This window comes from Rhodococcus rhodochrous, assembly GCF_014854695.1.
GTDB lineage: Bacteria > Actinomycetota > Actinomycetes > Mycobacteriales > Mycobacteriaceae > Rhodococcus.
Map to the genome: position 1 here is coordinate 583,381 of NZ_CP027557.1, position 12,919 is coordinate 596,299.

At 69.4% G+C, this 12,919-nt stretch carries 10 protein-coding genes; 7 read left to right on the top strand and 3 right to left on the bottom strand.

Going from position 1 to position 12,919, the window contains the following annotated elements; all coding sequences use genetic code 11:
- Positions 1-17: 17 nt before the first annotated feature.
- On the bottom strand, positions 18-1,088 hold the full coding sequence (locus tag C6Y44_RS02660; RefSeq protein WP_159416817.1) for a metal ABC transporter solute-binding protein, Zn/Mn family: 1,071 nt from the start codon (positions 1,086-1,088) through the stop codon (positions 18-20).
- A 169-nt stretch (positions 1,089-1,257) separates the two neighbouring features.
- Between C6Y44_RS02660 and C6Y44_RS02665 the strand changes: the two genes are divergently transcribed.
- The gene (locus C6Y44_RS02665; protein ID WP_120281292.1) at positions 1,258-2,364 is read left to right on the top strand and encodes a LacI family DNA-binding transcriptional regulator; all 1,107 of its coding nucleotides are present in this window, start codon (positions 1,258-1,260) and stop codon (positions 2,362-2,364) included.
- A gap of 27 nt (positions 2,365-2,391) precedes the next feature.
- Here the strand turns inward: C6Y44_RS02665 and otsB are convergent, their stop codons facing one another.
- Together otsB and kstR are read right to left on the bottom strand one after the other, a co-directional pair.
- Positions 2,392-4,968, bottom strand: a complete 2,577-nt coding sequence (gene otsB, locus C6Y44_RS02670; protein ID WP_159416816.1) for a trehalose-phosphatase — start codon at positions 4,966-4,968, stop codon at positions 2,392-2,394.
- A 138-nt stretch (positions 4,969-5,106) separates the two neighbouring features.
- Complete coding sequence (kstR, locus tag C6Y44_RS02675; protein ID WP_145692932.1) at positions 5,107-5,766, bottom strand: cholesterol catabolism transcriptional regulator KstR; 660 nt, start codon at positions 5,764-5,766, stop codon at positions 5,107-5,109.
- 89 nt (positions 5,767-5,855) lie between these two features.
- Here kstR and C6Y44_RS02680 point away from each other — a divergent pair, with 89 nt between their 5' ends.
- The 6 genes from C6Y44_RS02680 (at position 5,856) to C6Y44_RS02705 (ending at position 12,884) form a co-directional block, all read left to right on the top strand.
- Positions 5,856-8,003, top strand: coding sequence for an acyl-CoA dehydrogenase (locus tag C6Y44_RS02680; protein WP_159416815.1), 2,148 nt, complete (start codon positions 5,856-5,858; stop codon positions 8,001-8,003).
- Between the two features lie 67 nt (positions 8,004-8,070).
- Complete coding sequence (locus C6Y44_RS02685; RefSeq protein WP_159416814.1) at positions 8,071-9,114, top strand: acyl-CoA dehydrogenase family protein; 1,044 nt, start codon at positions 8,071-8,073, stop codon at positions 9,112-9,114.
- Positions 9,099-10,250: an acyl-CoA dehydrogenase family protein gene (locus tag C6Y44_RS02690; protein ID WP_159416813.1), complete on the top strand. Its 1,152-nt coding sequence runs from the start codon at positions 9,099-9,101 to the stop codon at positions 10,248-10,250. The genes C6Y44_RS02685 and C6Y44_RS02690 overlap by 16 nt, the downstream gene beginning before the upstream one ends.
- 17 nt (positions 10,251-10,267) lie before the next feature.
- Positions 10,268-11,317: a bifunctional MaoC family dehydratase N-terminal/OB-fold nucleic acid binding domain-containing protein gene (locus C6Y44_RS02695; protein ID WP_225623804.1), complete on the top strand. Its 1,050-nt coding sequence runs from the start codon at positions 10,268-10,270 to the stop codon at positions 11,315-11,317.
- Positions 11,314-11,718: a MaoC family dehydratase gene (locus C6Y44_RS02700; RefSeq protein ID WP_159416811.1), complete on the top strand. Its 405-nt coding sequence runs from the start codon at positions 11,314-11,316 to the stop codon at positions 11,716-11,718. Before C6Y44_RS02695 ends, C6Y44_RS02700 begins: the two co-directional genes overlap by 4 nt.
- Positions 11,715-12,884 carry a lipid-transfer protein gene (locus tag C6Y44_RS02705; protein WP_159416810.1) on the top strand — a complete coding sequence of 390 codons (1,170 nt, stop codon included), beginning with the start codon at positions 11,715-11,717 and terminating at the stop codon, positions 12,882-12,884. Before C6Y44_RS02700 ends, C6Y44_RS02705 begins: the two co-directional genes overlap by 4 nt.
- Positions 12,885-12,919 lie beyond the last annotated feature (35 nt).

Sequence of the window (12,919 nt, forward strand, 5' to 3'; positions counted from 1 at the left end):
TGTTCTCGATCGGATGGTCAGGAGGCGGTCTCGAGCGCGGCGGCGAGGGTCTCGGCGGTCCGGGCCTGCCACTGAATGTAGTCGACACCTTCGGGCAGGGTTTCGAAAACCTCGACCACGGGGACGCCCGACGACTCTGCTGCCGTGCGCATCTCGCGGCTGATCCGGTCCTCGGTCTGCGGGTTGTAGAGCAGGACGCGAACCTGCTTGTCGACCAACAACTGCCGTGTGGCTGCGATCGCCGCCGGGGACGGATCGGTGCCGTTCTCGATGGCGTCGGTGAAGTCCGGGGGAGTGACGTCGTCGAGCGTCGCGGCCGAGACGAGGTAGTGGCCGATGGTCTCGGTCTGGGCGACGGGTGCGTCGCCGTGCGTGTCGGCGAGCTTGTCGACGACATCCGCGACGTAGTGCAGGTTCTCGTGGAAGGCCGCGGCGTTGGCTTCGTAGACGGCGGCACCGTCCGGGTCGAGTTCGGCGAGCTGTTCGGCGACGGCGTGCGCGACGGCGTCGGCGGTCGCGAGGTCGTACCAGACGTGCTCGTTGATGCCGCCGTGGTCGTGACCCTCGTGCGAGTGCCCGTCGCCGGCGACATCGGCGTCGGACACCTCACCGCTCTCGTGTGAGTGGTCCTCGGAAACGGTTGTCTCCGAGCCGCTCTCGATGGCGTCGTCGGTGCCGTCCTCGTCGCCGTGATCGTGTCCGGCGTGCAGGTCCGAGTACGCGCCGGATTCGAACAGGGCGAAGGCCTCCACGACCGCAGGCTTGTCCCCGGTGGCGCCGAGGATGTCGTCGACGAAGTGGTCGTAGCCACCGCCGTTGTAGACGACGAGCGAGGCGTCGGAGATCGCCGCGGCGTCGAGGGGGCTGGCCTCGTAGGAGTGCGGGTCGGCGCTCGGTTCGGTGATGAGCGAGCGGACCTCGATGCGATCTCCGGCCACGGCCTGCGCGATCGACCCCCACACGTTCGTGGAGGCGACGACGCTGATCTCGTCGTCGTCGGCGCCGGAGGTATCGGTGCCGCACGCGGCGAGGGCGGTCGCGCAGGCTACGGCGGCGGCTGCGAGGGCCGTGCGGGAGGACAGTCGCACAGTTCTTCTCCTGAGGATCGGCGGTCTTCGACGAACGGGGTCCGGAACGACCGAGCGACCGACCCAAACGTTATTGGTAACCGTTACCGTTCCACTTTAGCGGACGACGCGGAGCCCTCCTACCATCCCTGGGTGGTCGTGACTACGGACACAGGACTACGGTCCTCTCATGTCCAGGTCTCGTCAGCCGCGCCGACAGGCGACCCTGGCGTCGATTGCCGCCGAGTTGAAGATCTCCCGCACCACGGTCTCGAACGCGTACAACCGCCCCGACCAGTTGTCCGCCGAGCTACGCGAACGTGTCCTCGAAGTCGCCAAACGACGCGGATATGCCGGCCCGGATCCGATGGCGCGGTCGCTGCGCACCCGCAAGGCAGGAGCCGTGGGGGTCCTGCTCACCGAAGCGTTGAGCTATTCCTTCCGGGATCCCGCCGCCATGAGTTTCCTGTCGGGACTGTCCGAGGCCTGCGAAGCGGCCGGACAGGGACTGCTGCTCATCCCCGCCGGACCGGGCCGGACCGACGACGAGGCCGCACAGGTCGTGCACCGCTCGTCCGTCGACGGGTTCGTCGTCTACTCGGTCCCCGCCGAGGACCCCTACCTCGCGGCCGTGCTCGAACGGCACCTCCCGGTCGTCGCGTGCGACCAGCCGCGCGGTCTCGAGAACACCCCGGTGGTGGGCATCGACGACCGGCGGGCGATGCGCGATCTCGCCGCCCACCTCATCGAACTCGGCCACCGACAGATCGGCATGTTGTCGATGCGCCTCGGCCGCGAACGGCACGACGGGGTCGTCGACCTGTCGACCCTCGAATCCGGCGCCTTCCACGTGCAGCGCGAACGCATCCGCGGCGTCCAGGACGCCATGAGCGCCGCAGGTCTGGCCCCCGGATCGCTCACCGTCGTCGAGCGCTACACCCACACCGCGGAGGACGGCCTGTCCGCCGCGGCGCAGATCATGCGCGTCAACCCGCGGATCACCGCGCTCGTGTGCACCACCGACGTGCTCGCGCTCGGCGCTCTCGCCTGGGCCAATCAGATGGGCCTCGACGTGCCCGGGCACCTGTCGATCACCGGTTTCGACGGCATCGACGAAGCGATCCGCGAAGGTCTCACGACCGTGCGGCAACCGCAGAAGGACAAGGGGCGGCGCGCCGGCGAACTGCTCCTCGCCGCCCCCTCGCACTCCGGTGTGCCCGCGCTCGAGACCCTGGGGACCCAGCTGTGGTTCGGTGCCAGCTCGGGTCGGGTCGAGAGCGAGTGGTACGCCGAGTGACCGAGCGGTCCCGGCTGGGACCGTAGCTCAGCGGTCCCGGTCGCCCATGGCCTTCGCGCCCGACAGCAGCTGCGCACAGCGCAGCAGACCGATGTGGCTGTACGCCTGCGGGTGGTTGCCCAGCGCACGCTCCGCGACAGGGTCGTACTCCTCGCTGAGCAGGCCGGTCGGTCCGGCCGCCGCGACCAGCTGCGCGAACAGTGCTTCGGCGTCGTTGCGCTGCCCGACCAGCAGGTAGGCCGCGACCAGCCACGCCGCGCACAGGTGGAAGCCACCTTCGGCGCCCGGCAGGCCGTCGTCGCTGTGGTAGCGGTAGACGGTCGCGCCGCTGCGCAACTCCCGTTCGGTGGCCTGCACGGTCGCCCGGAACCGCTCGTCCTGCGGGTCGACGAGTCCGGTGAGGCCGATGAACAGGGTGGCCGCGTCGAGATCGGTGCCGTCGTAGGCCGAGGTGAACGACTGGACCTCGTCGTTCCAGCCCTTCTCGGTGACCTCCTCGGCGATCTCGTCGCGCAGCGCCGCCCAGCCCTCGCCGGCGGTCCGGCCGAACTTCTCGGCGAGCGTCAGCGCGCGGTCGACGGTCAGCCACCCCATGACCTTCGAGTACACGTGGTGACGGGGCGCGTGGCGGATTTCCCAGATGCCGTGGTCCGGCTCGAACCAGCGCCGTTCGACCGCGGTGACCATCGAGCAGACGAGTTCCCAGTCGCGGTCCGTGAGAGCCCGGTCGTGGGGCACGCCGAGTGCCTCGCGGCTGTGCGCGAGATCGGAGATCAGGTCGACGATCGGGCCGAAGACGTCGAGCTGCACCTGCTGGTTCGCCGCGTTGCCGACCCGCACGGGCCGCGAACCGGCGTATCCGGGAAGAGAGTCGATCACGGCCTCGGGCGGGAGCGGTCCGCCGGCGAGCGTGTACAGCGGGTGCAGGCGTTCGGGGCCGGGCACCGTCTCGAGGACGCGGTGGACCCAGTCGAGATAGTTCTCGGCCTCCTCGAGCGATCCGACCCGCACGAGCGCCTGCGCCGTGAGCGCGGCGTCGCGCAGCCAGCAGTAGCGGTAGTCCCAGTTGCGGACACCGCCGATCTCCTCGGGGAGCGAGGTGGTCGCTGCGGCGAGGATCGATCCCGTCGGTCCGTGGACCAGTCCGCGCAGGGTGAGCGCCGAACGCTTCATGAGATCGGGCTTGAGCGGCGGCAGCTCGAGGCGGGACGCCCACGTGTGCCAGTAGGCCTCGGACTGTGCCCGGCGCTCGACCTCCGGCGCAGGGTGCTCGTCGAGATCATCAGTACCACAACGGAGTTCGAGGACGATGTCGTTCTCGGTGGGATCGACCACGGCGTGGGCCGTCTGGTGCACCCCGTCGGTCGTGATGTCCCACCGCACACCGGGGGAGCGAAGGACGTAGGGCTCGTTGAAGCCCATCACGCGGATGCCGTCGTCCTCGACCTCGAGGGTGACCTGGCCCTGCCCGAACTCCGGTCGCGGCGCGAAGGTCACCACCGCGCTCGCGCGCCCGGTGATCACGCGGGTCAGGTCGGTGCGACCGGCCTCGACATCGTGCGGGAGGTAGTCGATCACCGCGAGCGACGCCCACCGGGTCACCACCGTCATCGTCGAGTCGACGTAGCGCTGGCTGAGAGGCAGTGCCTGGCGGGTCGGACCGATGGTGAAATGACCCGCGGCGTCGCCGCCGAGGAGATGGGCGAACACCGCCGCGGAATCGGGTTCGGGGTGGCACAGCCAGGTGATCGTGCCGTCGGGGGTCACGAGCGCCTTCGAGCGGGGACTCGCGAGCATCGTCAGACGTTCGATCGGCGCGACATGGGCACCGGACAGCCACGTGCGACGTTCCTCGAGCAGGAACGCGAGCGCGGCGATGACCTCTTCGCTGGTGCGGACGCGGTACTCGGCGGCGGTGTCGCCGTCGCCGATCTTCACGCCGACGTCCGGGCCCTGCAGTGAGCGGAAGGCCTTCTCGTCGGTCACGTCGTCGCCGAAGAAGACCGCTGCGGTGGCAGCTTCCTGGTGCCGGATGACATCGAGTGCCTTGCCCTTGTCGGTGGGCACCACGGACAACTCGATCACGGCCTTGCCCTCGGTGACCTGCACGCCCGGCCGGAGTGCGAGGTCGTTCCGTACGAGGTCGAGGGCCTGCTCGGCATCGGCGGGAGCGGCGTTGCGCACGTGCAGCGCGGCGCTCGCGGGCTTGGCCTCCACCCGCACGCCGTCGAACCGGGATGCCACCGAGTGCAGTCCCTCGACGATCGTGGCGAGGAGGTCCCTGGCGTCGGGATCGATCTCGTGCACGAATCCGATGTCGAACTCGGAGCCGTGGCTGCCGACGAGTTTGACCTCGACCGGCAAACGCGACAGAGCGGCGAGATCCTTGAGAGCGCGTCCCGAGATGACGGCAGCGGCCGTCGACGGCAGAGCGGCGAGGCCCCGCAGCGCCCGCACCGCATCGTCGTGCGGGTAGGCCTTCTCGGGGTCGCTCACGATAGGGGAGATGGTGCCGTCGTAGTCGGTCGTCACGAGCAGACGGGGCGTCCGCGCGACAGCCACCAGAGCACGTCGAAGGTCAATCGGAAGATCGTGGGCACTCACCTGATCCACGTTAGGTCAGAGTGGGGCACGAATCCGACCCGGTGTGCATTCCGACCACGTGTTTCCGGTTACAGGACGCGGCGGATCGGACGTCAGGCTTGCGGCGCGAGCGCCGTCATGCTTGCGGCGCGAGCGCCGTCATGCTTCCGACGCGACCGTCTTCGGTGCTCGTGAGCCGTCGCCGAGCAGCAGATCCACGGTCAGTTCGAGCCGGCGGGCGACATCCGTGGCCGACGAACGGCGCGTGAGCCAGGCGACGAGATTCGACAGCCACACGTCGCTGATGACGCGCGCGATGGCGAGCTCTTCCTCGGTGGGTTCGCCGTCGTTCATGGCCCGCGCGAACAACCGGTCCATGAGGGTGCCCACCTGGTCGACCTCGGCGGCGGCGGAGGCGTCGGCAAACATGAACGCCCGCGTCATGGCCTCGGTGAGCAGGGGATCGCGCTGCATGGCCTTGGTGATCAGACTCAGGATGAGGTGCATGCGCTCGAGGGGGCTGTGGCCGGGTGGGATCCGGCCCTTGCCCTCGATGCGGGCGAATTCACGGCCGAGGGCGGAGACCAGCAGGTGGACCTTGGACGGGAAGTACCGGTAGAGGGTGCCGACCGCGACGTCCGCGCGTTCTGCCACCGCCCGCATCTGCACGGCCTCGTAACCACCCTTGGACGCGAGCGCCAGGGTGGCGTCGAGAATCCGCTTGCGCCGTTCCTTCTGGGCATTGGAACTGAGATCGTCCTCGGTGAGGGCGGTCAGAGTTCCGTGTCCGTTGGCACGGGAGCGGGACGGGGTGGCCATAGATTCGTTTCCTCACGCCTTGACTCTGAATCGGTGTCATATTAGAACACGTTCTAGCAATGATGTCATTCGGAAGGGCGGAAACCGCTGTGAGTATCGCCACGACCGAGGAGCAGCGGGCCGTCCAGGCGTCTGTCCAGGCCTGGTCACGTGCCGTAGATCCCATGTCGACGATACGTCGCGCAGGCGACGCGACGTGGCGCGACGGCTGGTCCTCCCTCGCAGAACTCGGAATCTTCGGCGTCGCCGCCCCGGAGGAGGCGGGCGGTCTCGGCGCGACCACCGTGGACCTGGCCGTCATGCTCGAGCAGGCCGCCTGCGAACTCGCGCCGGGCCCGGTCCTGACGACCGCCGTGGCGGCCCTCGTGTTCGGCCGTGCCGGTGAGACCGTCGCCAAGACGACGGAGCGGCTCGCCGAGGGCGAGGTCCCCACCGCGCTCGCTCTCGACTCGGCCGTGACCGCGGAGTCGGCGGGTGACGGATTCCTGCTGCGCGGTGAGGCCGGACCGGCCGTGGGTGCCGAAGCCGGAATCGCCGTGCTCGTGCGTGTCGACGGCGAGGGTGATCCGGCCGTCGAGAGCTGGGCGCTCGTCGAGGCCGACGATCCGGGTCTGCACATCGAACCGCTCGAGACCATCGACGCCTCCCGTGCGGTGGCCCGCGTCCGCATCGACGGCGCGACGGTCTCGACCGATCGGATCGCGACCGTCCCGGCCGGCTTCGTGCGCGACCTCACTGCCGGCCTCGCCGCCGCGGAGCTGGCCGGTCTCGCCGGTTGGGCGCTGAACACCGCCGTCGAGTATGCGAAGATCCGCGAGCAGTTCGGGAAACCGATCGGTTCGTTCCAGGCCGTCAAGCACATCTGCGCCGAAATGCTCTGCCGCACCGAGAAGATCCGGGCGGTGGCCTGGGATGCGGCGGTCACCGTCGACGCGCAGCCCGACGAACTGCCGATCGCGGCGGCCGCCGCCGCGGCGGTCGCACTCGACGCAGCGGTGCAGACCGCGAAGGATGCGATCCAGGTGCTCGGTGGCATCGGGTTCACGTGGGAACACGACGCGCACTTCTATCTTCGCCGCGCGGTCGCCACCCGCCAGGTGCTCGGCGGTTCCACCGCGTGGCGGTCGCGGCTGACGACCCTGGTCCGCGACGGCGCGCGCCGTCACCTCGGTATCGACCTGTCCGATCGCGAGGAGGAGCGCGTACGGATCCGTGCGGAGGTCGAGAAGATCACCGCTGCACCCGAATCCGAGCGCCGTGTCGCTCTCGCCGAGTCGGGTCTGCTCGCGCCGCACTGGCCGCCGCCCTACGGTCGCGGAGCCGGTGCCGCCGAACAGCTCGTCGTCCAGGAGGAGCTCGCCGCCGTCGGTATCGAACGTCCCGACCTCGTGATCGGCTGGTGGGCGGTTCCGACCGTCCTCGAACACGGAACACCCGAGCAGATCGAGCGTTTCGTCATGCCCACCCTGCGCGGCGACGTGGTCTGGTGTCAGCTGTTCTCCGAACCCGGTGCCGGCTCGGACCTGGCGGCACTGCGCACGAGTGCCGAGAAGGTCGACGGCGGATGGGTGTTGCGCGGGCAGAAGGTGTGGACCTCGCTCGCGCAGCAGGCGGACTGGGCGATCTGCCTGGCCCGCACCGACCGCGACGTCCCCAAGCACAAGGGCATCACGTACTTCCTCGTCGACATGAAGTCGGCGGGCATCACGATCTCGCCGCTGCGTGAGATCACCGGCGACGCGCTGTTCAACGAGGTCTTCCTCGATTCGGTCTTCGTGCCGGACGACTGCGTGGTCGGCAATCTCGGCGACGGCTGGAAGCTGGCCCGCACGACCCTCGCCAACGAACGCGTCGCGATGGGCGGCAAGTCGTCGCTGGGGCCGCGCATCGAGGAACTGCTGGAGCTGTCGACCCCCGGTGATCCTGTCGCCGAGGACCGCATCGCGACGCAGATCGGGGAGGCGACGGTCGGTTCGCTCCTGGATCTGCGGGCAACCCTCGCGCAGCTCGAAGGTCAGGATCCGGGCGCCGCGTCCAGCGTTCGCAAGCTCATCGGTGTGCGGCAGCGGCAGGACACCGCCGAGCTCGCCATGGATCTCGCGGGCGAGGCCGGCTGGGTGGAAGGTCCGCTCACCCGGGAGTTCCTCAACACCCGCTGTCTGACGATCGCCGGCGGAACCGAGCAGATCCTGCTCACCGTGGCGGCCGAGCGGCTCCTGGGCTTGCCGCGCGACTGAGCGGTCCTTCCGCGTGGCGCCCCGTAGTGCTACAACTAGAACACGTTCTATTCGAAGGTGGGTGACGGTGGACTTCGCACGTGACGAGACACAGGAGGAGATCGCCGGTGTGGCGGCCGGTCTCCTGAAACGCGGCCTCACCGACGACGCGTTGTGGGCCGCGCTGGCCGACGCCGACCTGCTCTCGCTCGCCCTGCCGGAGCGTCTCGGCGGATCGGGCCTCGGATTCGGAGAAGTCGCCACCGTGCTCACCGAGATCGGACGCGGAGCCGCGCAGACTCCGGCGCTCGCCACCCTCGGCCTGGGCGTCCTGCCGATCCTCGCGCTCGCCTCCGAACAGCAGCAGGACGACCTGCTCGCCGGCGTCGCCGAAGGGGCCGTGCTCACCGCCGCGCTCGGCGAACCGGGGCGTGCCTTCCCGGAGCGGCCGGCCGCCACGGCGGTCGCCACCGACGGGGGCCACGCGGTCACCGGTTCGTTCGTCGCCGTGCCCTACGCCGATCGGGCACGCGTGGTGCTGCTGCCCACCGACGCGGGGGTGGTCGCGGTGGCTCCCGACGCCGCGGGTGTGAGCCTGCGTCCGAGCCCCACCTCGACCGGCTCTCCCGAGTTCTCGGTGCGCGCCGACGGCGCCGTGGGTGTCCTGCTCGCCGGATCCGGCGCCGACGCCGTGGTGACGCTCCACCGGATCGCGCTCGCCGCCGTGGCGGCCTTCGCCGACGGACTGCTCTCCGGGGCGACCGAACTCACCGCGAAGCACGTCAGCGAGCGGCATCAGTTCGGCAAGCCGCTCGCGACCTTCCAGGCCGTCGCGCAGCAGATCGCCGACGTCTACGTCACCGCCCGCACCCTGCACGTCGCGGCGCTGTCGTCGGTCTGGCGCCTGGCCGAAGGTCTCGACGCCGCGGACGATCTCGACGTCACCGCCTACTGGATCGCCGCCGAACTGCCACCGGCGATGCGGGTGCTGCACCATCTGCACGGCGGCGTCGGGGTGGACGAGACCTATCCGCTGCACAAGTACTCGTCGACCGCCAAGGACCTCGCCCGGTTGCTCGGCGGCGCTTCGTACCGACTCGACCTCGTGGGGGCCCGGTGTTCATCGATCTGACCGACGACCAGCGCGCCCTGCAGGCCGAACTGCGGCGCTACTTCGGCAGCCTCGTCTCACCCGAGGAGGCCGCGATCATGCGCACGGAGCGGCACGGCCCCACCTACCGCGAGGTCGTGCGTCGCATGGGCAAAGACGGTTGGCTCGGCGTCGGCTGGCCCGTCGAGTTCGGCGGCCGCGGCTTCGGCGACGTGGAACAGCAGATCTTCGCCAACGAGGCCGTCCGCGCCGACGTGCCGTTGCCGAGCGTCACCCTGCAGACCGTCGGCCCGACCCTGCAGGTCTACGGCACCGACGAGCAGAAGCGGAAGTTCCTGCCTGCCATCCTCGCCGGTGAGGTGCACTTCGCGATCGGCTACTCCGAACCCGAGGCCGGTACCGACCTCGCGGCTCTGCGCACCACGGCGGTCCGCGACGGCGACCACTACATCGTCAACGGGCAGAAGATCTTCACCACCGGGGGACACGACGCCGACTACATCTGGCTCGCCGTCCGCACCGGCCCCGCCGAGTCGCGTCACCGCGGCATCTCCGTGCTCATCGTCGACACCAAGGATCCCGGCTTCAGCTGGACCCCGATCATCACGTGCGACGGTGCCCACCACGTCAACGCCACCTACTACAGCGACGTGCGCGTTCCCGTCGAGATGCTCGTCGGCGAGGAGAACAAGGGGTGGAAGCTCATCACCACCCAGCTCAACCACGAACGCGTCATGCTCGGCCCGGCCGGTCGCGTCGCCGGCATCTACGACCGGCTCGTCGAGTGGGTCCGCGCCCACGAACTCCAGGACCGTCCCGAGGTGCGACGCGCACTCGGCGAGATCCACGCGACCTGGCGACTCAACGAACTGCTCAACTGGCAGGTCGCGGCGAGCAGCAACGACGCCGTGGACATCGCCGACGCCTCGGCGACCAAGGTGTTCGCCACCGAGCGGATCCAGCGCGTCGGTCGCCTAGCCGAGGAAATCGTCGGTGCCTTCGGTGATCCGGCCGACGACGACACCGCCGATCTGCTCCGCTGGCTCGACATGATGGCCAAACGCAATGTCGTCATCACCTTCGGTGGTGGCGTCAACGAGGTGATGCGCGAACTGATCGCCACCGCCGGTCTGGGCATGCCGCGGGTACCTCGGTGACACAGGAGAATTCGGTGATGCAGGAGAATGCGGTGACACGACATTCGGGGACACGAGATGTTCCGGGGAAGACCCCCGAGGAGATCCTGCAGGCTGCCGAGAAGGTACGCGGCGACGGCCCGTCCGCGCCGCGACCCGGGCGCGATCCGGTGAACATGCCGATGATCCGCAACTGGCTCGAGGCGATCGGCGACGACAACCCGATCTACACCGACGAAACCGCGGCGATCGCGGCCGGTCACGGCGGTCTCGTGGCCCCGCCCGCGATGGCGCAGGTGTGGACGATGCGCGGCCTCGGCGCCGAACGCGAGAAGGACGACCCGCTCGGCCGGATGACGCAGATCCTCGACGACGCCGGCTACACCTCGGTGGTCGCCACCAACTGCGACCAGATCTACCACCGCTACCTGCGCCACGGCGAGCAGGTGACGATCGAATCCACCCTCGAGGACGTCGTCGGCCCGAAGCGGACCGGGCTCGGGGAGGGCTGGTTCTTCACCACCCGCAACCTGTGGAAGGTCGGCGACGAAGTCGTCGCCGAGATGCTCTTCCGCATCCTGAAGTTCGCGCCGCCGTCGAAGGACGAGAGCGCAGAGACGCCGCAGGACCGGCCCGCCTCCACGGTTCCCGACGATCTCGACCCCACCCGGATGCTCCGCCCGTCCGTCTCCCGCGACACGCAGTTCTTCTGGGACGGTGTGGCCGCCCACGAACTGCGCATCCAGCGACGCCCCGACGGCACCCTGCAGCACCCACCCGTCCCGGCGCTCTGGCTCGACAAGTCGGAGACCACCGACTACGTCGTATCCTCCGGTCGCGGAACGGTGTTCAGCTTCGTCGTCCACCACGCACCCGAGGTGCCGGGGCGGCAGGTGCCCTTCGTCGTCGCACTCGTCGAACTCGACGAGGGTGTCCGGATGCTCGGTGAACTCCGCGACGTCGAACCCGGGCAGGTACGCATCGGGATGCCGGTCGAGGTCGCCTTCCTCGATTTCCCCGGCGACGACGAGACCGGCGGGCAGCCGTGGACCCTGTACGCCTGGAAGCCGATCGAGGAGGACGTGTGAGCACCCCGACCGTCACGACGGGCGAGAGCCTGCCCTCCCTCGAGATCCACGCCGATCCCACCTTCATCGTGTCGACGGCCTTGGCCACACGCGACTTCCAGGACGTGCACCACGACCGCGACAAGGCGCAGCAGCGCGGATCGAAGGACATCTTCGTCAACATCCTCACCGACACCGGACTCGTGCAGCGCTACGTCACCGACTGGGCCGGCCCCCGCGCGGTGGTGAAGTCGATCTCGCTGAGACTGGGTGTGCCCTGGTACGCCTACGACACCCTGACCCTCTCGGGCACCGTTGCGTCCGTCGAGGGCGGACTGGTCACCGTCGACATCACCGGTACCAACAGTCTGGGCAAGCACATCACGGCCACAGCCACTTTCGTGATCGGAGGCACCGCATGAGCGGCCTGTCGGGTGCAGCGGCGATCGTCGGCATCGGCGCGACCGACTTCTCGAAGGACTCCGGCCGCAGCGAACTCCGTCTCGCGGCCGAGGCGGTGCGCGCCGCCCTCGACGACGCGGGACTGACCCCGGCCGACGTCGACGGTCTGGTCTCGTTCACGATGGACACCAACACCGAAGTGGCCGTGGCCCGTTCGATGGGGATACCTCATCTGAAGTTCTTCTCCCGCATCCACTACGGCGGCGGTGCGGCGTGCGCGACGGTGCAGCAGGCGGCGATGGCCGTCGCGACCGGCGTGGCCGACGTGGTGGTCGCGTACCGGGCATTCAACGAGCGGTCCGGCGCGCGGTACGGACAGGTCAACACCGCCCTTGCCGCGCAGGTGAATTCGTCGGGCACCGACAACGCGTTCTCCTACCCGCACGGGCTGAGCACACCGGCCTCGTTCGTCGCGATGGTCGCGCAACGCTACATGCACGTCTCCGGGGCGACGAGCGCCGACTTCGGCGCCGTGGCGGTCGCCGATCGGGCCCACGCCGCGACCAACCCGAAGGCGTTCTTCCACGGTAAGCCGATCACGCTCGAGGACCACCAGAACTCGCGATGGATCGCCGAGCCGCTGCACCTGCTCGACTGTTGCCAGGAATCGGACGGCGGCGTCGCCATCGTCGTCACCAGCGCCGAGCGGGCGAAGGACCTGAAGCAGACCCCGGCGGTGATCGCGGCCGCGGCGCAGGGGAGCGGCCCCGACCAGTACATCATGACCAGCTACTACCGCGACGGGCTCACGGGCCTGCCGGAGATGGGGATCGTCGGCGACCAACTGTGGGAGCAGGCGGGCATCGGACCGCAGGACATCGCCACGGCGGTGCTCTACGACCACTTCACCCCGTACGTGCTCATGCAGCTCGAAGAACTCGGATTCTGCGAACGCGGAGAGGCCAAGGACTTCGTCGCCGACGGCATCCAGGTGGGTGGGCGGCTGCCGATCAACACCCACGGCGGTCAGCTCGGCGAGGCCTACATCCACGGCATGAACGGCATCGCCGAGGGCGTCCGGCAGATCCGCGGCACGGCCGTCAACCAGGTCGACGACGTCGGCCACGTCCTGGTCACGGCAGGAACAGGAGTTCCGACCTCGGGTCTGGTGCTGTCGCGGTCCTGACGCCGTTTCCCTCCCACCGACGGGCGGGCGTGCCT